Origin of the sequence: Haloarchaeobius salinus (assembly GCF_024464185.1) — an archaeon.
In the GTDB taxonomy this organism is placed as follows: domain Archaea; phylum Halobacteriota; class Halobacteria; order Halobacteriales; family Natrialbaceae; genus Haloarchaeobius; species Haloarchaeobius salinus.
Window position 1 is genome coordinate 107,140 of record NZ_JANHAU010000002.1, and the last position, 20,643, is coordinate 127,782.

The 20,643-nt window shown below is 70.9% G+C and carries 20 protein-coding genes; 12 read left to right on the forward strand and 8 right to left on the reverse strand.

What is annotated here, in order from left to right; genetic code table 11:
* Positions 1-100 precede the first annotated feature (100 nt).
* Genes NO345_RS07090 through NO345_RS07100 form a run of 3 tightly spaced genes read left to right on the forward strand, consistent with a single transcriptional unit; the run spans position 101 to position 1,981 of the window.
* The gene (locus tag NO345_RS07090) at positions 101-523 is read left to right on the forward strand and encodes an ArsR/SmtB family transcription factor (protein ID WP_256297819.1); all 423 of its coding nucleotides are present in this window, start codon (positions 101-103) and stop codon (positions 521-523) included.
* On the forward strand, positions 520-921 hold the full coding sequence (locus NO345_RS07095; protein ID WP_256297820.1) for an arsenate-mycothiol transferase ArsC: 402 nt from the start codon (positions 520-522) through the stop codon (positions 919-921). The genes NO345_RS07090 and NO345_RS07095 overlap by 4 nt, the downstream gene beginning before the upstream one ends.
* A 49-nt stretch (positions 922-970) precedes the next feature.
* The gene (locus NO345_RS07100) at positions 971-1,981 is read left to right on the forward strand and encodes an AIR synthase family protein (RefSeq protein WP_256297822.1); all 1,011 of its coding nucleotides are present in this window, start codon (positions 971-973) and stop codon (positions 1,979-1,981) included.
* A 27-nt stretch (positions 1,982-2,008) separates the two neighbouring features.
* Here the strand turns inward: NO345_RS07100 and NO345_RS07105 are convergent, their stop codons facing one another.
* Together NO345_RS07105 and NO345_RS07110 are read right to left on the reverse strand one after the other, a co-directional pair.
* The gene (locus tag NO345_RS07105) at positions 2,009-3,046 is read right to left on the reverse strand and encodes an ATP-binding protein (RefSeq protein WP_256297824.1); all 1,038 of its coding nucleotides are present in this window, start codon (positions 3,044-3,046) and stop codon (positions 2,009-2,011) included.
* A gap of 77 nt (positions 3,047-3,123) precedes the next feature.
* The gene (locus NO345_RS07110) at positions 3,124-4,035 is read right to left on the reverse strand and encodes a mechanosensitive ion channel family protein (protein ID WP_256297826.1); all 912 of its coding nucleotides are present in this window, start codon (positions 4,033-4,035) and stop codon (positions 3,124-3,126) included.
* A 180-nt stretch (positions 4,036-4,215) separates the two neighbouring features.
* Between NO345_RS07110 and NO345_RS07115 the strand changes: the two genes are divergently transcribed.
* Positions 4,216-5,136, forward strand: a complete 921-nt coding sequence (locus NO345_RS07115; RefSeq protein WP_256297828.1) for a thiamine-phosphate synthase family protein — start codon at positions 4,216-4,218, stop codon at positions 5,134-5,136.
* A 20-nt stretch (positions 5,137-5,156) separates the two neighbouring features.
* Here the strand turns inward: NO345_RS07115 and NO345_RS07120 are convergent, their stop codons facing one another.
* Together NO345_RS07120 and NO345_RS07125 are read right to left on the reverse strand one after the other, a co-directional pair.
* Positions 5,157-5,729, reverse strand: coding sequence for a hypothetical protein (locus NO345_RS07120; RefSeq protein ID WP_256297830.1), 573 nt, complete (start codon positions 5,727-5,729; stop codon positions 5,157-5,159).
* Positions 5,729-7,072 carry an NRAMP family divalent metal transporter gene (locus tag NO345_RS07125; RefSeq protein WP_256297831.1) on the reverse strand — a complete coding sequence of 448 codons (1,344 nt, stop codon included), beginning with the start codon at positions 7,070-7,072 and terminating at the stop codon, positions 5,729-5,731. The genes NO345_RS07120 and NO345_RS07125 overlap by 1 nt, the downstream gene beginning before the upstream one ends.
* Positions 7,073-7,185: 113 nt before the next feature.
* Here NO345_RS07125 and NO345_RS07130 point away from each other — a divergent pair, with 113 nt between their 5' ends.
* Both NO345_RS07130 and thiD read left to right on the forward strand, forming a co-directional pair.
* Positions 7,186-7,569 carry a hypothetical protein gene (locus NO345_RS07130; RefSeq protein WP_256297832.1) on the forward strand — a complete coding sequence of 128 codons (384 nt, stop codon included), beginning with the start codon at positions 7,186-7,188 and terminating at the stop codon, positions 7,567-7,569.
* A gap of 96 nt (positions 7,570-7,665) precedes the next feature.
* Complete coding sequence (thiD, locus tag NO345_RS07135; RefSeq protein WP_256297834.1) at positions 7,666-9,030, forward strand: bifunctional hydroxymethylpyrimidine kinase/phosphomethylpyrimidine kinase; 1,365 nt, start codon at positions 7,666-7,668, stop codon at positions 9,028-9,030.
* Positions 9,031-9,228: 198 nt separating this feature from the next.
* On the opposite strand, the gene NO345_RS07140 is transcribed toward thiD, so the two are convergent.
* Positions 9,229-11,109 carry a PINc/VapC family ATPase gene (locus NO345_RS07140; RefSeq protein WP_256297836.1) on the reverse strand — a complete coding sequence of 627 codons (1,881 nt, stop codon included), beginning with the start codon at positions 11,107-11,109 and terminating at the stop codon, positions 9,229-9,231.
* A gap of 155 nt (positions 11,110-11,264) precedes the next feature.
* Here NO345_RS07140 and NO345_RS07145 point away from each other — a divergent pair, with 155 nt between their 5' ends.
* The gene (locus NO345_RS07145; protein ID WP_256297838.1) at positions 11,265-12,893 is read left to right on the forward strand and encodes a globin-coupled sensor protein; all 1,629 of its coding nucleotides are present in this window, start codon (positions 11,265-11,267) and stop codon (positions 12,891-12,893) included.
* 77 nt (positions 12,894-12,970) lie between these two features.
* Positions 12,971-14,092, forward strand: coding sequence for a M20 family metallopeptidase (locus NO345_RS07150; RefSeq protein ID WP_256297840.1), 1,122 nt, complete (start codon positions 12,971-12,973; stop codon positions 14,090-14,092).
* 21 nt (positions 14,093-14,113) lie between these two features.
* Here NO345_RS07150 and NO345_RS07155 read toward each other — a convergent pair whose 3' ends face one another.
* Positions 14,114-15,067: a CBS domain-containing protein gene (locus NO345_RS07155; RefSeq protein ID WP_256297842.1), complete on the reverse strand. Its 954-nt coding sequence runs from the start codon at positions 15,065-15,067 to the stop codon at positions 14,114-14,116.
* 84 nt (positions 15,068-15,151) lie between these two features.
* Between NO345_RS07155 and NO345_RS07160 the strand changes: the two genes are divergently transcribed.
* Both NO345_RS07160 and NO345_RS07165 read left to right on the forward strand, forming a co-directional pair.
* Positions 15,152-16,663: a carboxypeptidase M32 gene (locus NO345_RS07160; protein WP_256297844.1), complete on the forward strand. Its 1,512-nt coding sequence runs from the start codon at positions 15,152-15,154 to the stop codon at positions 16,661-16,663.
* A gap of 45 nt (positions 16,664-16,708) precedes the next feature.
* The gene (locus tag NO345_RS07165) at positions 16,709-18,031 is read left to right on the forward strand and encodes an NHL repeat-containing protein (RefSeq protein WP_256297845.1); all 1,323 of its coding nucleotides are present in this window, start codon (positions 16,709-16,711) and stop codon (positions 18,029-18,031) included.
* On the opposite strand, the gene NO345_RS07170 is transcribed toward NO345_RS07165, so the two are convergent.
* Positions 17,989-18,717 (reverse strand): hypothetical protein, encoded by a 729-nt coding sequence (locus tag NO345_RS07170; RefSeq protein WP_256297847.1) that lies wholly within the window; start codon positions 18,715-18,717, stop codon positions 17,989-17,991. The two genes, NO345_RS07165 and NO345_RS07170, sit on opposite strands and share 43 nt — an antisense overlap.
* A complete protein-coding gene (locus tag NO345_RS07175; RefSeq protein WP_256297849.1) occupies positions 18,718-19,239 on the reverse strand; it encodes an archaemetzincin family Zn-dependent metalloprotease in 522 nt (173 codons plus the stop codon).
* A 39-nt stretch (positions 19,240-19,278) separates the two neighbouring features.
* On the opposite strand from NO345_RS07175, the gene NO345_RS07180 reads away from it, so the two are divergent.
* Positions 19,279-19,683 carry a UPF0146 family protein gene (locus NO345_RS07180; RefSeq protein ID WP_256297850.1) on the forward strand — a complete coding sequence of 135 codons (405 nt, stop codon included), beginning with the start codon at positions 19,279-19,281 and terminating at the stop codon, positions 19,681-19,683.
* 58 nt (positions 19,684-19,741) lie between these two features.
* The gene (locus tag NO345_RS07185) at positions 19,742-20,611 is read left to right on the forward strand and encodes a TIGR01548 family HAD-type hydrolase (RefSeq protein WP_256297851.1); all 870 of its coding nucleotides are present in this window, start codon (positions 19,742-19,744) and stop codon (positions 20,609-20,611) included.
* Positions 20,612-20,643 lie beyond the last annotated feature (32 nt).

The following is a 20,643-nucleotide window of genomic DNA, read 5'->3' on the forward strand; positions in this document are numbered from 1 at the left end:
CCCCATAACGACGTTGCACTCGGCAAGGGCGAGTGCGTCGCGACACCGGGAGGTCGACACCGACCCGAACACTCATATGAACAGCTGTTCATCTGTGAATATGGCAACGACGGAGCGGCTGGAACGACTCATCACCGACGAACGCGGGAGCTGCTGCGACGGCGACGTCGACGCCCGGATCCGGGAACTGGACGCGGTCCGCGAGCGGGCGACCCTCGACCGGACACCGACCGACACCGCCGTCTTCGACGCGCTCTCGACGGAGACGCGGCTCGACATCGTGCGGCTGCTCGACGCCGCCGAGGACGAACTCTGCGTCTGCGAGCTCGAACCGCTCGTCGACGTCAGCGACAGCGCGGTGAGCCACGCGCTATCGACGCTGACCGACGCCGGGCTCGTCGCCCGCCGGAAGGAGGGGCGCTGGCGCTACTACCGGACGACCGACCGCGCCGAGGCGCTGCTCGCGGCGGTCGTTCCCGGGTCCGACGACACAACCACCGGGGCTGGGGGTGGCTCCGAATGACGACCCTCGGCTTCGTCTGCGTGCAGAACGCCGGCCGCAGCCAGATGGCGACCGCGTTCGCAGAGCGCGAGCGGGACCGTCGCGGCCTCGACTGGGAGATCGTCACCGGCGGCACGCTCCCCGCCGACCACGTCCACGACGAGGTCGTCGACGCGATGGCCGACGTGGGCATCGACCTCTCGGACCGCACGCCCCGCGAGGTGGACGACGACGAGCTCGAATCCTGCGACGTGGTCGCGACGATGGGCTGTTCGACGCTCTCGCTCGACACCACGGTCGACGTGCGCGACTGGGACCTCACCGACCCCGACGGGAGGTCCCCCGACGAGGTCGCCGACATCCGGGACGAGGTCGAGCGACGGGTCGTGGCGCTGTTCGACGAACTCGAGGGGAGCTGACGGCGGCCGAACGGTACGCCTTTCCACCCCCGCCCGGTAGTTCCGGGCGATGACAGACCGCGGGAAGATAGACCGCTCGTTCTTCGACGAGGTGATCTACCCGAACCTCGGGGCCGACCGGGAGGACGTGGCGCTCGGCCCCCGACACGGCGTCGACTTCGGCGTCCTCGACGTGGGCGGGCAGGCCGTCGTCGCGGCGACCGACCCCGTCTCCCTTCTGCCGGGTCTCGGCTGGGAACGCGCCGCGGAGTTCGCGCTCGGCGTCGTCCTCGCCGACGTGGCCGTCTCCGGGGTTCCACCGAGCCACCTCGCCGTCTCGTTCTCGCTCCCGCCCGAGCTGCGCGACGACGAGTTCGCGACCGTCTGGGGGACGATGGCGGACGAACTCGACGACCTCGGGACCACGGTGCTGACGGGACACACCGCCAGGTACGCCGGCTGCTCGTTCCCCTGGGTCGGCGGCGCGACGGTCCTCGGCGTCGGCGACCACGACGACGTGATCCGCCCGGACGGCGCACGACCCGGCGACCACCTGCTCGTCACCCACGGGCCCGCGGTGGAGGCGACGGCGCTGTTCGCCGCGCTGTTCCCCGAGGCGATCGACCTCCCGGACGACCTGCTCGCCCGGCAGGCCGAGCGCCTGCCCTCGACCGAGCACGTCCGCGACGCGCTCCTGGCGGCGGCGAGCGGCCCCGTCACCGCGATGCACGACGCGACCGAGTGCGGGCTGGCCGGCGCGCTCGTCGAACTCGCCGGGGGCGCGGGCGTCCGCATCGACGTGGAGTCGGCGGCGACGCCCGTCACGGACGAGGCCGCTGCCATCTGCGAGTACTTCGACATGGAGCCGTGGGCGGCGACGACCAGCGGGAGCCTGCTCGTCGCGGTCCGGCCCGAGGGTGTCGACGCCGTCGTCGAGGCGCTCGGATCACGCGGCACGCCCGTCGCCGACGCCGGCCGCATCAGCGCGGGCGAGGGCGTCTACGTCGACGGCGAGCGGATCGAACATCCAGCGGAGGACCCCGCCTGGCGCGTCTGGGCCGAGCTGTCCGGCCCGGAGTGACCCGAGCGCGCCGCCGCGGCGCGCCGTTCACCGCACACCGTCGTCGAGGGGGAGCAGTATCCGGACGACGTTCCCGCGCGGCTCGTTCCCCTCGAAGACCAGCTCGCCGCCGAGCGAGTCGATGCACCACTGCATCACCCAGAGCCCCAGTCCCGAGCCGTGGTACGTGTCCGTCTTCGTCTCCGAGGCGTCGAGGACCTCGATCTCGATCTCGGGGATGGGCGGCCCGTCGTCGATGACCCGTATCTCCCCACGGTCGCTCTCGGGGTCCTTCCGCACGGTCACCTCGACCGACGGGTGCTCGTGGTCGTTGTGCACGATGGCGTTCTCGATGGCGTGGTCGACGGCGTAGTCGATGCCGTCGTCCGCCAGCACCCAGACGGCGTCGCGTTCGTCGAGCCGGACGTCGGCGGCCGGGTGCTCCTCCTGCTTCGCGACGACGTGCTCGCGGACGACCTCGTTCATCGACGTGCGCGAGCGGGTCGTCCCGTTGGGGTCGGCGATCTCCTCGAACTCCTGGATGGAGCTACTCAGCGAGCCGATCTCCTCCGCGATATCGAGGACGGTCTGTATCTCCTCCTCGAGTCGCTCCGACTCGATGGCGTCCTTGAGCCGGTCGGCGTAGCCCATGAGGACCGTCGTCTCGTTCCGGAGGTTGTGCCGGACGACGCGGTTGAGCAGCCGGAGCCGCCGCTCCCGTGTCTTGTACTCGGTGATGTCGCGGATCTCGGCGAGGACGCACTGGACGCCGTCGATCTCGATGTCGGTGAGCTCGACTGCCACCCAGATGATCGTGTTGTTCGCCCGTTCGACCTGCCAGTCGAACGACTGCGGGTCGCCGCCGGCCGCTGCACGGATCCGTCGGAGCGCCTCGGACTGGGTGAACTTCGTCGACGGGGCCGTGTAGTCCGAGATCTCCATCTCCCGGAGCTCGGACACGGAGTACCCGTACAGCCGCTCCAGTGCGTCGTTGCCGTCGAGGACCGTTCCCGTCTCGGCGTCGTGGAGGGTCACGCCGGTCGTCAGTGCACTGAACTCCTCGGGAAGACGAACTGCCCCGCTCATCGAACGGGTGCCGGTCCTCTCGCCCGTTCCCCATCTCTACCGGTCACTCCACACATACCAGTTCGAAGGCGGTTCGACTACGAATAACTATCGGCAGCGTCAGCGCCCTCCGGCGATTCGACGTCGATACGCCCCAGCAGCTCCCGCTTCGACGGCGGCGCGATGGTGATGTCCGCCCCGTCGAGTTGCTGTTTCACCCGCCGGGCGTAGTTCGACCGGATGCGAAAGAGGGTCCGCCGCTCCGGTGTGGTCACCCAGAACTCGCTCCGCAGGACGACCGCGTCGCCCGAGAACTCGTCGACGTACGCCGTCGGGCTCGGCCCCTCGACCACCCCGTCGACGTTGCGCGCGGCCTCCTCCAGCAGTGCCAGCGCGTCGTCCACGTCGTCCTCGTAGGCGATGCCGACGTGTTCGACGATCCGGATCCGGTTGTAGCCGTACGGCCGGGTGACCGGCTGGCTCGTCAGCTTCGTGTTCGGCAGCGTCACCAGCCCGCCGTCGGGCGTCTGCACCCGCGTCACCCGGAGCGTGATCGAGCGCACCGTCCCCTCGCCACCCTCCCACTCGATGTAGTCGCCGACGTTGAACTCGGGGTCCAGCACGAGCACCATCCCGCTGACCAGCGAGCCGATGACCGTCTGGCCCGCCACGCCGAGCGCCAGCGTCGCGGCGGCGACGATGAGCGCCGACGACTGCAGGAACGCGCCGTAGCCCGTGATGAGTGCGCCGACGAGGAAGCCGACGACGACGACCGACAGCCGGAGGTACCGCGACACGGCCTCCTCGAGCGTCGGGTTGTTGCGGTTCCGTGCCGTGACGATGCGGCTCACCGCCGGGTCGAGGAGGTACCAGCCGAAGAGAGTCACGAGCGCAAAGGCCAGCACGCCCCAGCCGAGCCGCACCACGAACGCCCAGTCGTTCGCGAGCTGCGACGGCCAGAACTCCGGCGGTGCGCCCTGGAGCAGTAGCGATATCGCGTCCGGAAGCATGGCCGGGACAACGCGGGTCAGGCACTAAAGTCCGGGCTAGCATCCGCCCCGGCCTCCGCCCGGTTCTCGTGTTCGCGGGAACCGCTGCTCGCCTGCTGTGCGCCGCTGGTGACCGTTTCGACGGCTCCGTCGGTAGCGGGACGGGCACAACTTAACACGGCGGGGGTCGAACCGGGGTCCATGCCAGTGGTGCTGCCGAGCGAGATCGTCGTCGAGCGGTTCCTGCCGACGGCGCGGGCGATGCTCGTCGACGACCTCGCCGACAGGGGGCTGACACAGCGGGAGATCGCCGACCACCTGGGGGTCACGCAGGCAGCGGTGAGCAAGTACCGGAGCGGCGAGGTGGCCGTCGAGGAGCGGTTCAGCGGGGACGCCCGCATGGTCGCGACCGTCGAGCGCATCGGCGCGGGACTCGCTGCGGGGGAGATGGACCACTACGAGGCGCTCTCCGAACTCCTGGCGCTCGTCGAGGAGTTCGAGGACCGGGGGCCGATCTGTGCGGTCCACGAGGACGTGATGCCGGCACTCCGCGGGATGGGCTGTGACCTCTGCGTGCGGGGGCCGGACAGCGACGTGCTCGACGAGCGGGCGGTGCTCGACAACGTGCGCGAGGCGGTCCGGCGACTGGGGGGTGCGCCGGCCGTCGTCGACCACGTACCGAACGTCGGGACGAACGTCGCGATGGCGCTGCCCGACGCCGACGAGGTGGGTGACGTGGCCGCGATACCGGGGCGACTCCACGCCATCCAGGGCCGGCTCAACGTCCCCGGGAACCCGGAGTTCGGGGCGTCCCAGCACGTCGCCGGGCTGGTGCTCGCGGCGACCGCGGTCGACAGCGAACTGCGCGGTGCGGTGAACCTGCGGACCTCCGAGGAACTGCTCGCGGCGGCGCGAGCGGCGGGCTACGAGCCACTCGAGTTCGACGCGGGGTACGAGGACCGCGGCGAACGGCTCCGCGAGCGGTTCGCCGAGGACGGTGTTCCGAGGGTCGCCTACCACGACGGCGACTACGGCGTCGAACCCATCCTGTACGTGCTCGGTGCGGACGCGGCCGATGCCGTCTCGCTCGCCGTCTCGCTCTGCGAGGCTGCCGGCGAGTAGTCAGCGTCCGGGGCGAGTAGTCAGCGTCCGAGCCGGTGACGCCCGTCGGCCCACGCCGCCAGCGCGTCGAGTGCCGCGCGTTCGTTCTTCGACACCTCGTCGTCGGTCCCGAGCTCGTCGCTCTCGAAGGCGTTGCAGACGGCGAGTTCGGCCCCCGAGCAGGCCGCCAGCAGCGGCGTCGGGTCGCCGTCGGCCTGCGCCGGGATGGTCGCGTCGTTGACGAAGACGGCCCGCGGCGACGGCGCGGCGTCGAGCAGCCGGCGAGCGCGCTCGGCGTTCGACCGGGCGAGTTCGAGGGCGTCCTCGTCGTCCCTGCCGTCGCTCCGCGGTGCGTGCGCGTCGAGGACTCCGTACCAGCAGCCGTCGGGTGGACGGTAGAAGCGGTCGATGCGACCGCCGAGCAGGTCACCGTCACGCTCGACCTCGGGCGCGAAGTCGAGGACGACGACGCCGTCGGTGCCGCGGGATTCGACCCACCGCGCGAGCGTCGCGGCGGTCGTCCGGGTCTTGCCGACGTTGGACGGCCCGACGACGAGGTGCCGCCCGGCGTCGACGGGGAGGGCGTCCGTGGCGGCGAAGGGGTCGGGCGGCATCACGCGTCGCTCGCCGGCGTCCGGTCGGTCGCGCGCTCGTGGACGAACCGGCCCCCGAGCGCGAGCGTCGCCACGGCCAGCACCGACGCGAAGACGGCGGCGAGCAGCGTCCCGGGGTCGCCGAGCAGCCCGACCGGGTCGCTCGCGTACGGCGAGAGCTCCGAGCGCAGCCACGAGCCGGCGGTGACGCTCGTCACCGCGAGGAGGACGAGACCGCCGAGGCTCGCCAGGACCGGCGGTCGCTCCGGGACGGTGCCGGGGTCGTGCAGCAGGTAGAGCACGAGCGCGATGGCGAACGGCGTGCCGACGAGGCCGAACGCGAGCACGAGCACGAGCAGTTCGAGGACGTTCCCGCCCAGTACCGGACCGAGCGCGGCCGCCAGCGCGGTGACGGCGAGTGCGGCCCGGTAGCGGTCGTCGTCGCGGTCCCAGCCCAGCCTGTCGGCGAGGGCGTACGGTGGAACCGTGGTGTTCCCGCCGAGGGTCGACACGGCCGCCCCGAGCAGGCCGGCGAGGAACAGCGATTCGGCGAGCCCGCCGACGGCCGGGCCGAGCGCGGTCGCGGCCCGGGTCGTCGTCAGCTCTGCGAGCGGGACCGGCCCCTCGTGGAAGACACTGGCTGCGACGAGGAAGATTGCCAGCGAGTAGCCGCCGAAGGCGACGCCCATCGAGGCGACCACGTCGAAGCGGGCGAGCCCCCAGTCCTCGCGGGTCCAGTCCCGCTCGCGCATCGTGTAGCTCTGCATCGTGACGAGCGTGACGTGGACCGCGCCGCCGAGGATGCCCGCGGCGACGAGGGCGGCGTCGGCGGTCGGCAACGAGGGGACCGTGCCAGCCGCCGCCGCGCCGAGGTCGACCGGCACGACGGCCAGGGAGCCGAGGAAGGCGAGCACGACCAGCGAGACGACGAGCTTCGCGCCGAACTCGGCGACGCGGTAGCCCCCACCGACGAGGCCGACCGCGAGGACGACCGCCCAGACGACGCCCCAGACCGCCGCGTCGATGCCGGTCGCCAGCTCGGTCACGTCGGCGACGGTCTTCATGATGACCAGCTGTGCCAGTCCCGCCGCGGCGACCACGTCGACGACGAGCAGCCACGCCCACCAGCTCCCGAGGTTCGCCTCGACCGTCGAGACGAGGCCGTCGCCGGTCAGTACGCCCAGTCGCGCAGCGAGGTACTGCGCGGTCGCGCCGAGCACCGCCGAGAGCACGACCACCCACAGCAGCTCGTAGCCGTAGCCCGCGCCCGCCCCGAGCAGGCTCGCCATCGTGGCCGGCCCGGCGGCGATCGCCCCGGCCAGCCACGTCGGTCCCATCGAACGAATCCGCGCCCCGAGTTCCATGTGCTCGAAGTCGCTACCGCACGGGCAAGAGTGTTTCTACCCGGTGGTACCACTCGGATATAGCCGCCACGGCCCGGGAAAAACCTATAACAGAACGTATCGAACCGGCGCGCATGAACGAGCGTCGCATCGTCGTCGCGAGCCTCGCGGCCGCTGTCGCCATCGCCGCCGGCACGACGCTCGCGACGGGCCAGCCGACGGTGTTCGCCCGGACACCGCTCGGCGTCGCCATCTACGCCTTCGTCGGCGTCGCGGTCCCCCAGCACGTCGTCGCGATGCAGACCGGGTCGGAGGTCCGACTCGGCTTCGCCGGACTCGCCGGCATGGGTGCACTGACCGCCATCATGGCTGGCTACGCCCGCGGCGGCATCAACGACCCCTGGTCGGTCGGCTTCGCGAGCCTGCTCATGGCCATCGTCTTCGGGAGCATCATCGGCAGCGTCGTCCGCGAGTTCCGTGCGGGCTACCGCGCCGGAACCGCCGAAGGGTCGCGCTGAGACCGTTCTCGCGTCCTCGTCCGTCGGGTGACGAGCGACAGCGGCGTCCCGCGGCCGTCCATCACCGATTTGTACTACCGGATAATACTTCCCGGTATGGACCACGACACGACACACGAGCGACGACCGGCACCCGACACGCGACCCGTCGCGCTGACCGTCGCCGGCAGCGACTCGGGCGGCGGTGCGGGCATCCAGGCCGACCTGGCGACGATGGGCGCACACGGAGCCTGGGGCACCAGCGCGGTGACGAGCGTCACGGCCCAGCACACCCGCGGCGTCGAATCCACGCACGTCCTCCCACCGGACGAGGTCGCCGCACAGGTCGACGCGGTCTTCGACGACTTCGACGTGCGGGCGGTCAAGACCGGGATGCTCGCCACCGCCCCGGTCGTCGAGACCGTCCACGAGCGACTCGCCGCGCGGGACGTCCCGGTCGTCGTCGACCCCGTGATGGTCGCCACCTCCGGCGACCGATTGCTCGACCGCGAGGCCGAATCGGCCTACGAGGACCTCGTCGCCGACGCGACGCTGGTCACGCCGAACGCCGACGAGGCGGCCGTCCTCACCGGGGTCGAACCGACCGACGTCGAGAGCGCCCGGGACGCCGCCGCCGGCCTGCTCGCGCGGGGTGCCGACGCCGCACTCGTGACGGGCGGCCACCTCGACACCGACGGCGTCGTCGACGTGCTCGCGACAGCGGACGGCGTGACCGTCTTCGAACGGCCCCGTGTCGGCGACGCCGCGACCCACGGCTCCGGCTGTACGCTCTCGGCCGCCATCGCCGCGAACCTCGCCCGCGGTGACGAACTCACCGAGGCCGTCGAGTCGGCCGTCGACTTCGTCACGCGGGCCATCCGCTACCACGCCGACGTGGGCGAGAACGGCGCGGTGAACCACCACGTCGCGGTCCGGAACGAGGCCGCCGCCCGGGAGACCATCGCCGGCGTCGAATCGGTCGTCGACGACCTCGTCGCCGCCGACGCCAGCCCCCTGATTCCGGAGGTCGGCACGAACGTCGTCGGCGCGCTCCCCGCCGCCGAATCCGTCGCCGAGACCGTCGCCGTGGACGGCCGCCTCGCCAGCGTCCACGACGGCGTCCGCGCGACCGGCGGCGTGCGCTTCGGCGCGTCCAGCCACGTCGCCCGGTTCCTGCTCTCCGCCCGCGAGTACGACCCGACCCTCCGCTTCGCCTGCAACTGCCGGTTCGACGAGTCTGTCGCCGATGCGGTGGCGGACCTCGGCTGGCCCAGCGCCACCTACGACCGCGCGGAGGAACCAGCCGACGCGAGCACGATGGACTGGGCCGGCCGGTCGACGTTCGGCGCGGCCGACGAGACCCCCGTCGCCGTCCTCGACCACGGGGCCCACGGGAAGGAGCCGATGTGCAAGCTGGTGGCGCCGGATGCCGGGGCGCTCTCGGAGCGCGTGCTCGAACTGCTGGACGCCGTCGAGGGGTGAGTTTCGGGTCGAACCGACGACTGGATTTTTAGCTGGCGCGCGTCTCGCCGCACTCGAGCGAATCGGCTGGGGAGGCGTGAGGTGCTGTGCGGGGCGGGACTGAAAGGGGCGTTCACGGGCGCTCCGCGCCCGCCGGGGCTTTCTGGCTGTTCCAGTCACCGGCGGATCACGAGCCAACAGCGATAAAAACGACCGATCTCAGGCCGTGTGAACGGTGATGGTCCGCTTCCGGTCGATGGCCTGCTCCAACTCCTCGGCGATAGCAGACCCACGCGAGACCTGCACCTCGCCGCCACGGCCGACGGTCGCGGTGAACAGGTACTCGCCGCCGGCACGCACTTCCACGGTCTCGCCGGTATGTCCGTCGACCGGCACGATGACGTGCCGCGACGTGATTTCCGGCGTGACGAGCTGGCCCTTCTCATCTGTACCGGACGCACCGGCTCCACCCGACCCACCGGACCCACTCGAACCGGTCCGGTAGTTCGGGTTCTCGTCGTGGGTGCGCACGTCGATGTCGATGCCGAGGCGGTCCTCGACGTCGGTGATGCGGCCGCCGCCCTTGCCGATGACGGCGGAGATGTCGTCGTCCTCGACGTAGACGACGGCGGTGTTCTGTCCCTTCAGCTCGACCGAGACGTGGCCGCGGGCGATGGAGCGGATCTCCCGTTCGATCTCCTGTTTGGCGATGCGGTCGACGCCGGAGTCGCTGCCGCCCTCGTCGTCGGTGAGGGGGACGGTGACGACCTGCCGGTTGAACGTGTAGATCTCGTACTCCGGCTTGCCCGTCTCGAAGTCGGTGATCTGGATGACCGGGCGGGCGAGGTCCTCGGCGGTGAGGCCGGAGGGCACCTTCACCTCGGTCCGGACGTCGTACACCTTCGCGATCTGGCCGGCCTCGATGTAGACGACGGTGTCGACGACCTGCGGGATCATGCCGAGCTCGACACGGCCGACGAGGCGCTGGAGTGCGTCGATGGCGCGGGTGGCGTGGACGACGCCGATCATGCCGACGCCGGCGAGGCGCATGTCCGCGAACACCTCGAAGTCGTTCGTCTTCCGGACCTCGTCGTAGATGGTGTAGTCGGGCCGGACCATCAGCAGGGCGTCGGCGGTGTTGGCCATCTCGCCGTCGAGCTCGGTGTACTGTGTGATCTCCGGGCCGACCTGGAGGTCGCGCGGTTTCTCCATCGTCTTGACGGAGTAGTCGTGGTCGGCGATGAACCGGGCGACGGCCTGCGCGAACGTGGACTTCCCCGCGCCGGGTGCGCCGGAGATGAGGACGCCGCGCTGGCGTTCGAGCAGTCGCTCCTTGAGCTCGTCGGCGTGCTCGTAGTCCTCCATGTCCGTCTGGGCGATGGGTCGGACGGCGGTGATCTCGATGCCGTCGGAAAAGGGCGGGCGGGCGACCGCGATGCGGTAGTCGCGGAACTGGACGATGTCCATGCCGTTCCGGGAGAGCTCGAGGAAGCCGTCGCGGGACTCCTTGGCGGCGTTGACGACCTCGGTGGCGTACTCGTCCATCGTCTCGTCGGAGAGCGGCTCGTCGGCGACCTCCACGTAGTGCATCTCGCCGAGCGCGCCGCGTTTCGCCATCGGGACCGCGCCCGCCTTCAGGTGGACGCTCATCGTCTCGTCGTCGAAGTAGTTCTGCACCTGCAGGCGGTCGATCTCCGTCTTCCCGCGCACCTCCGCGGAGACGAACGCCACGTCGAGGCCCTTCGCCTTCGCGACCTCGGCCTGGACGACGTCGCTGGTGAGGAACGTGGCCCCCAGTTCGGCGGCGAGGTCGCGGATGAGCGCGTCGATCTCGCCCTCGGCGGCGTGGCCGCGCTCGACCGCGTCCGGGCGCTCGCCGACGTATTCGAGTTCGATGCGCCCCTCGTCGGCGAGGTCGGCGAGGCGCTGGAGCTCCTCGAGCCCGTCCCAGCCCGTGTCGAACCCCTCGTTGGCCTGCGATTCCAGCTCCGCGACGACGGCTTCGGGGACCTGAATGGTGGCCCCCTCGTACTCGCCGTCGTCGACCTTGGCGGACACGCGGCCGTCGATGACCACGCTCGTGTCCGGTACGACGTTCATACGTGCAGTAGGGCCGTCGCGGTTGATAAGGGGCCGGGTCCGTGGCTGCACGACGACGGTCACCGCCGGCGACCCGGCCCGCACGAGGGGGCCGATTCCAGCGCGCTGGGAACGACCCCCTCCTGATTCTTCCCCCGAACCCGTTCGGCCACGACATGGACCCCTCGAAGGAGTTCGGGTTGGGTGGACTGAACCGGTTCGTGGAGGCGGCCTCGCTCACCGGCGAGATCGGACTCGACGACGACGAGATCGCGTGGCGGAAGGAGTTCGTCGGCTTCGACGCCGAGGACGAACGCCGCCTCGACGACCTCGAACCGTTGCTCCGGGCGAACCAGGACGCCATCGCCGACGCGTTCTACGACAACCTCACGCAGTACGAGCAGACGACCCGGGTCATCGAGCGCTCGCCGAAGGGTGTCGACCAGCTCAAGCGCACGCAGAAGGCGTACCTCGTCTCGCTCGCGACCGGCGACTACGACGAGGACTACTTCACGAACCGGGCACGCATCGGGAAGCTGCACGAGATACTCGACATGCCGCTGAAGCAGTACGTGGGTCAGTACGGGCTCTACTACGACCTCATCCTCTCGCGGGTCGACGAGCGAGTCCAGACCCAGGTGGTCGACGCCATCGAGGACTGGGTCGAGGAACGCGAGGCGACCGACGGCGGCCTCGACCGCGTCGTCGGCGCGCTCCGGGGGCTCGGGGGCGACGACGGGGACGACGGGCTGGACGAGTCGCTGGAGGCCACCGTCCGGGACGCCATCCACGACGGGATGCAGGACGTGCTCGCGGTACTGCGCATCCTCAACCTCGACCTGCAGGTCGCCAGCGACACGTACGTCGACTCCTACAGCCAGCGCCTGGAGCGCGCCATCGACGCCCAGCGCGAGCTCGCGACGGAGGTCGAACGGGACGTCCAACCCCCCGTCGTCCAGCTGAAGCAGTCCTCCGCCGCCGTCGCCGAGAGCGCGACGACGATTCGGGACCACGCCGAGGGGCAGGCCGAGGGTGCGGCTGCAGCGGCCGCCGACGTCGAGGAGGTCAGCGCGGCCGCCCAGGAGGTCGCCTCGGTCGCCGACGACGTCCGGGAGACGAGCGAGCGCGCGGCCGCCGAGGCGAGCGAGGGGGTCGACGCGGGCGAACGCGCCCTCGACGCGCTCGAATCCGTCGAGGGGACGACCGAGGACCTGCTCGCCGCCGCCGAGACGGTCGAGGCCCGCGCCGACGACATCGAGGACGTCGTCGACCGCGTCGAGAACCTGGTCGACCGGACCGCCGTGCTGGCGACGAACGCGAAGGTCGAGGCGAAGCGGGGCGGCGGCGGTGGCCCGGCCGAGACCATCGCGTCCGAGCTGGAGACGTTCGTGCGCCGGACCCGCGACGACATCGAGGAGGTCGCGGCGGCCGCCGACGCCCTCCAGCACGAGGCGGCGACGACCCGCGAGGCGGTCGCCGACGCGAACGACAGCGTCCGGGCGGGCCGGGCCGAGGTCGCCGCGGCGGTCGACACCCTCGACGACCTGGAGGGCGTCGTCGACGACGCGGCGCACGGGATGGAGGAGGTGGCGGCCGCCGCCGACCAGCAGGCCCGGAGCGTCGTCGAGATCTCGGAGACCGTGGAGTCGCTCGCGAACGCGGCCGAGTCGGTGGCCTCGGAGGCGCAGTCGGTCGCGAGCGCGAGCGAGGAGCAGGCCGCCAGCGCGAGACACGTCGCCGAGTCGGTCGAGCGGCTCTCGACCGACCCCATCGAGGAACAGGTGCCCGTGTACGAGCGGGTCTGAGTCGTCGTCCGGTCGGGTCCGTCGGCGCGTCGTCCCGCCGCGACAACGCTCTTGTCCCGGGCGACCACAGGTGAGCCATGGACGAACTCACCGCACTCACCCGCGACCTCGTCGCCATCCCGAGCCACGACGGCGAGGCCGCGGCGGGCGACTTCGTCGAGGAGTGGCTCCGGACGGAGACCGACGCCGAGGTGACCCGCGACGACGCCGGCGACGCGGACCGCGGCGGGAACGTGCTCGCCCGGCGCGGCGCGACCGACGACCCCGACGCACCCACGCTCGCGCTCGTCGGCCACCACGACGTGGTGCCGCCGGACGAGACCCAGGTCGACACCGACGGCAGCTACGTCGTCAGGGAGCGCGACGGCCGGCTCTACGGACGCGGCACCGCCGACATGAAGGGGGCCGACGCGGCGATGCTGCTCGCGTTCCGCGACGCCGAGCTGGGGCCGGAGCCCGACCACGAGCTCGTCTTCGCCTCCTTCGTCGGCGAGGAGGTCGGCGGCATCGGTGCCCGACACGCCATCGACGCCGGATTCGCCCCCGACTGGGCGCTCGTCGCCGAGGGCTCGACGGGCTACTCCGACCCCGGCGTCCTCGACGTGGCGGTCGCGCACAAGGGTCGGCGGGGGAGCACCGTGACGGCGCGGGGGGAGGCCGCCCACGCCAGCGTCCCCGAGTCGGGCGAGAACGCGGTGTACCGGGCCTGCGACGCGGTGGACGTCGTCCGCGAGCTCGACTGGCCGACGGTCACCGTCGCCGGCGAGGAGCTCTCGGGTAGCGTCGTCGTCACCGGCATCGACGGGGGATCGGCGTGGAACGTCGTCCCCGAGTCCTGCGAGGTGACCGTCGACGAGCGCACCGTGCCCGGCGAGCGTGCCGACCTCGGCCGGGTCGAGGAGCTGGCGGGCGTCGAGTGGACCGTCGACCAGGACCTCCCGCCGATGCGCTGCTCGGACGACGCCTTCGCCGACGCCGTGCTCGATTCGGTCCGAGAGGTGCAGGACGGCGCGGGCGAACTCGTCACGAAACCGCACGCGACCGACGCCGGCTGGCTCGCCCAGGAAGGGACCGCCTGCGTCGTCTGTGGCCCCGCCGAACCCGGCGAGGCCCACACCGCCGAGGAGAGCGTCTCCCTCGACATGCTCGAACGCTGCTACGAGAGCTACCGGCGGCTCGCGGCTGACTGGACCGGGTAGGCGACGAGGTCGGTCGTCGACTCAGTCGTCGGTCGCGGCGGCCTCCTCGACCGGCACCGCCGCCGAGTCGGTGCCCGCCGGGAGTTCGTCGACGAGCACGACCGACTCGCCCTCGACTGCGGCCTCGCCGTCCTCGTCGTACACCGCCACGTCCAGCCGGTACTTCGCGCCCGCCATGTCCTCGGTCACCCGGCCGACCGCCGTCGCCACGTCGCCGACGCCGATGGGGCCCATGAACCGGAGGTCCTGCGAGAGGTAGATGACCAGCCCCGGCAGTCGCGCCAGCGCCGCCGAGACGACTCCGGTCGTGAGTACCCCGTGGACGATGCGCTCGCCGAAGCGCGTCTGCGCCGCGAACTCGCCGTCGAGATGGAGCCGGTTCGTGTCGCCGCTGGCCGCCGCGAACGACTGCACGTCCTCGTCCGTCAGCCGCTTGCGGAACCGCACCACGTCGCCGACGTCCAGCCCGTCCGCGGTGCCCTCGCCCGCGAACTCCCAGTCCGGGTGGTCGTACGCCATCTCCGGGCTGTCGGCGGGCAGATGCGGGTGTGGGTCGAACTCGAACGCCGCGTCCACCCGCCGTCGCCGCTCGGTCAGGTGCGGCAGGTAGTCCGCGAGATCGCTCACCGCGACGATCCCGACCAGCTCGCCGTCGTCGACGACCGGGAACCGCTCCACGTCGTGCTGCTCGAACAGCGCCGCCGCCCGTTCGAGCGTCGCATCGGGGTGGATGGTGATCAGGTCGGCAGCCATGACGGTGCCCACCGTCACCTCGTCCGGGTCCAGCGCGTCCGCGAGCACGTCGACCAGATCCGTCTCCGTGACGATCCCGACGGGTTCGTCGGCTTCGATAACGACGAGCGAGCCCACGTCCGCGGCCGACAGCTCGCGGGCGGCCGCCCGGACCGTCGTCTCGGGTCTCGTCGTCAAGACCTCGCGGGTCATGCAGTCCGCGACCGAGAGTGGAACGAGCATGGTTGGACGTATCGTGGCGTCGTTGTATGTACCCACCGCCGCGGAATGAGGAAGTTCATAGGTTCCGAATCGAAACAGCCACCCATGGCAACGGAAGCCGCCCAGCACTCCGATACCTACGAGGAGTTCATCACGCTCGTCCAGCGGATCTCGAACGTCGGTGGCGCACAGTCGGTGCTCAACTGGGACCAGGAGGTCATGATGCCCGAGGAGGGCACACCGGCCCGGTCGAAGCAGCTCTCGGCGCTCTCGGCGGTGAGCCACGAGCTGCTCACCGGCGCGGAGATGGCGGGCTACCTCGACGAACTGGCGGAGGCAGATCTCGACGCCGAACAGCAGGCCGTCGTCCGCGAAGTGCGCCGGAAGTACGAGCGCGCCGCCCGCGTGCCGACGGACCTCGTCGAGACGATCTCCCAGACCGCCGCCGAGGCCCACCCGCTCTGGAAGGAGGCCAAGGAGGAGGACGACTTCTCCATCTTCGCGCCGAAGCTGGAGGAGCTGGTCGAGCTGAAACGGGAGTACGCCGCACACATCGACCCCGACCGCGACCCGTACGCGGTGCTGTTCGAGGACTACGAGCCGTACCTCGGCCTCGACACCGCCGAGGAGACGCTGACCGAGCTCCGCGACGAGCTCGTCCCGCTCGTCGAGGACATCCGCGCGTCCGACGCCGACCTCGCGACGCCGTTCGAGGGCGAGTTCGACGCCGACACGCAGGAAGAGCTGGCCCGCGACGTACTCGACACGCTCGGCTACGACTGGGACCGCGGCCGCCTCGACGTCGCGCCGCACCCGTTCTCGACGGGCAACCAGTTCGACGCCCGCGTGACGACCCGGTTCGACGAGTCGGACCCGCTCGGCGCGCTCACCTCGACCATCCACGAGTTCGGCCACGCGACGTACACCCTCGGCCTGCCCGACGAACACTACGGCACGCCGCTGGGCGAGTCCCGCGACCTGACCGTCCACGAGAGCCAGAGCCGCCTCTGGGAGAACCACGTCGGCCGCTCCGAGCCGTTCTGGGACCGGTTCCTCCCCGCCATGCAGGAGCGCTTCCCGGGGGTCGACGACGCCACGCCGCGTGACGTGTACGAGGCCGCCAACACCGTCAAGGAGGACAACCTCGTCCGCGTCGAGGCCGACGAGCTGACCTACCACATGCACATCGTCGTCCGCTTCGAGATCGAGCGCGAGCTCATCTCGGGCGAACTCGACGTCGAGGACGTCCCCGAGGTCTGGAACGACAAGTACGAGCAGTACCTCGGCATCCGGCCCGACACCGACGCCGAGGGCTGCCTGCAGGACATCCACTGGAGCCACGGCTCCTTCGGCTACTTCCCGACGTACTCCCTCGGCTCGGTGCTCGCCGCACAGCTCTACGAGGCCGCCGAGGACGACCTCGGCAATCTGGACGAGCGCACCCGCGACGGCGAGTTCGAGGACCTCCACGGGTGGCTCACCGAACAGGTCCACCAGCACGGCTGCCTGTACACCACTGACGACCTCGTCCGCGAGGCGACGGGTGAGGGATTCACCGCCGACTACTTCCTCGACTACGTCACGGAGAAGTACGGCGCGCTCTACGACCTGAACTGACACCGAACCGAAGCGCTAACGTCCCCTGCCTCCCACCCCGCGAGCGTGCAACGACTCCGTTCCGCGGCCGCCGAGCTCAGGACGCCCGGCGGACGCGCTCGTCTGTTCGCCGTGCTGTCGCTCGTCTTTCTCGCGGTCGCCGTCGCCGGCTACGTGACGACGCCGACACAGCCAGTGCTGACCGTCGACGAGGAGCCGCCCGAGAACAACACGCTCGTCGCCGTCCAGGGCTACCAGGACGGCGGGAAGGCCCTGGAGGTCACGCCCGACGGCGAGGTGGCGTGGGAGTACACCGAGCCCGACGACGTGTTCGACCTCGAGCTGGTGAACGAGTCGACGGTGCAGGTGTCGACGGCGTCCACGGTCCCCGACTCGGAATGTCCCGAGCCGTACGCCAGTGACGGCTACGACGGCTGCGTGCGGAACGCGCTCCAGCACGTCGACCGCGGCACGAACGACGTGGTCTGGGAGTACGCCTGGTACGACGTGGAGAAGCACGAGCACGAGCTGCACGACGCCGACCGGTACGTCGTCGATGGCGAGGCGCGCTACGTGATGGCCGACATGGGCAACGACCGCGTGTTCGCCGTCGACCACGACGGGAACGTGCTCTGGGAGTGGTACGCCACGGACGACTACGAGATGCCCGACGGGATGGGCCCGGAGGGCGACTGGACGCACGTGAACGACGTGGACCGGGTCGAGCCGGGCGTGTTCCAGATCAGCCTGCGGAACTTCGACACGGTCGCCAACCTGCACGTCGACGACAACGGCTCCGTCTCTGTCGAGCCCGTGGTCGGCCCGAACGACTTCCACGCCGACGACGAGGGGCCGCTGTACGAGCAGCACAACCCCGACCGGCTCGCGGACGGCTCGCTCATCGTCGCCGACAGCGAGCACGACCGCATCGTCGAGTTCGGCCCCGACGGCGAGATCGTCTGGGAGGTCGGCGGCAGCGCCAAGTTCGACTGGCCGCGCGACGGCGACCGGCTCCCGGACGGCGACACGCTCGTCACCGACTCCTACAACGACCGCGTCGTGGAGGTGACCCCCGACGGTGAGGTCGTCTGGGCGGTGCACGTCGGCAACCTGGTCTACGAGGCCGACCGCGTCACCACGCCGGCGACCGCGAGCGACGGGAGCAACCCGCGGCCGTCGGCCACCCAGGGCGACTTCGAGTCCTCGATGAACGACGCGAACGTCGTCTCGGAGTACCTCGCGTTCGGCATCGCCGTCTCGAAGTACGTCCTGCCCTACGCCGTCGCCGAACAGCTGTACTGGCTGCTCGGCGCTGTCTTCTCGCTGCTGCTCGCGGGCGTCGAGCGCTACCGGGCGTCGTCGCGCTCGCTGTCGCTGCCGTCGCGCTGACCGTCCCCGTCGCGCTCCCGACGGACGAGCAGCGCCTCGAGGTCGTCCAGCAGGTCCGGCAGCACCAGCCGTGCGTCGGGGTCGAACGCGAACAGCGTCCCGTCCGCCGGGTCACCACCGGGGGCGACGTAGACGAGCGTCTCGTCGTCGGTCGCGACGACCACGCTCGCCGGCTCCGTGCCGTCCACGTCGAGCGCACGGCCGAGCCGCCGACACCGGGCTCGTGCGTCGCCCGCCGACGGCTCGTCCGACCCGTCCCGCTCGTAGACCACGGTCACCGCGTCGTCCACGCGGTGGGCGACGGTCCGGAGGCCGAACTCGCTCCGGGTGCGGACGAGCCGGACGAGCAGGTCGTCCGTGTACGGGGCGACGCCCGCGATAGCGGCAAGCTCCTCGGTGCGGGTACCGCCCTGGCGGTGGAGGCGCTGCATGTACGCCAGCGCGAGGTCCTTGGCCTCCGCGAGGGTCTCCGTGCGGCCCAGCGTCAGCGGCGTCCAGTAGTCGTCGCCGAACAGCCGGTGGACGCGGACGAGGTAGCCACTCGCGGTCATCTCGCTGGCGCGGCCGCTGTGGGAGTCGTACCGCGGGAGGATGCTCAGTGCCAGCTCGCGTGGCTCGTGGAAGTACTCGGCACCGTTCCGCCCCTCGTACTCGCGGACCCAGCCCGGCGGCAGGTCCGCGTCCATCTACAGGACCTTCCGCTGGCAGGTCCCACAGAGGTTCTCCTCCTTCACGTCGACCTCGCGGACCGTCGGGGAGAAGTTCATCACACAGCGCTTGTTGTCGCAGTGTTCGAGGCCCATCGTGTGGCCGATCTCGTGGACGATCTCCTTGCGGATACGGTCCTCGAAGATGTCCTCGGAGCTGCGGTTCGAGAAGCCGCCGTCGCTGGAGGTCTGGAGCCGGTACGTCGAGACGACGCTCCCGCTCCCGTCGAGGTAGGCGAGGCCGAACACGTAGTTCCGCCGGCGATAGAACAGGTCCTTCGGCGTGATGCCGATGTTCTTCTCGCCCGTCCCGACCTGCTCCGCGAGCTGGATGAACTCCTCGGCGGAGTACTGCTTCCTGTTCTGGTCGTACGCGTCGCTCGGGAGCGGCTGTGGCTCGTGGATCGTCACGTCACAGTCGTACACCGACCTGAGTCCCTCCGAAGCCGCACGCTTGACGGCGGCGGAGACGTCCCCGACGGGGACGATGTCGACGAGCATGGAAAACCGTAAGACTGCCCGGGCTATAAATATCCCGCCGTGGTCCCCGACTCGACCCCCGCGCTGGTCGATCGACTCGCCCGCTTCGAGCGGGTCGTCGAGGTGGGTGTGGGCAACCGGGCCGACGTGGCCAGCGGACTCGCCGAACGGGGTGTCTCCGTCACCGCGACGGACGTCCACGACCGACCGGTTCCCCCCGGCGTACGCTTCGTCCGCGACGACGTCACCGACCCCGACCCGTCGGTGTACGCCGACGCCGAGGCCGTCTACGCGCTGAACTGCCCGCCCGAGCTGCAGCGCGCTGTCGCCGCGGTCGCCCGCGAGGCCGGGGCCGCCTGCTTTCTCACCACGCTCGGCGGCGACCCCACGGCGGTTCCGGCGACGCCCGAGATGCTTCCGGGCGACACCCTGTTCGTCGTCGACGACGGACCCGGACGACGGTGATGACCGCCCGTGACGGGCGTCCGGTAGGTCCATTACCCGGGGGCACAGATGGCGAGGCATGCAGGTGGACACGGTCGTCCTCGACGTCGACGGCGTGCTCGTCGATGTCTCCGACTCCTACCGGCGTGCCATCGTGGACGCCGTCGAGCACGTCTACGGCGAGACAATCGACCGTGCGGACGTGCAGGCGTTCAAGGACGCCGAGGGGTTCAACAACGACTGGGAGCTGACGTACGCGGCCGCGCTGTTCGTCCTCGCGAAACGGGAGGGACTCGAACTCACCCTCGAGGAGTTCACCGGCGAGATACGCGAACACGGCGGCGGGCTCGAGGCGGCCGAGCTCGTCGTCGGCAGCGAGGTCGGCGCGAAGGCGCTCGACGCCGTCCACGGGGCGTGGGACACCGAGCGCCTGCGGGACGTGTTCCAGCAGCTCTACCTCGGCAGCGACCGCTACCGCGAGCTCGAGGGCGGCGAGCCGGACATGGACCACGCGGGCTACATCGAGGACGAGCCCATCATCGCCACTCCCGAGACAGTCGAGACGCTGACGGCGAACTGGAACGTCGGTATCGTCACCGGCCGCCCCGCCGCCGAGGCCGACATCGCGCTGGAGCGTGTGGGCCTCGACGTCCCCGACGAGCACCGCTTCACGATGGACGACTGGGAGGCCGGCAAGCCCGACCCCCACGCGCTCGTCACGCTCGCCGAGCGCTTCGAGTCGGACTCGCTCGTCTTCGTCGGCGACACCATCGACGACGTCCAGACCGCACGCAACGCCGCCGCCGAGGACGGCAGCCGCGAGTACCACGCCGTCGGCGTGCTCAGCGGCGGCCTCTCCGGCGTCTCCGGCAAGGAGAAGTTCGTCGCCTACGGTGCGGAGGCCATCCTCGACGACGTGACGCTCCTGCCCGACCTGCTGGAGACGTAATCGCCCGCCGACGGCTAGCCAGCCTTTTGTAT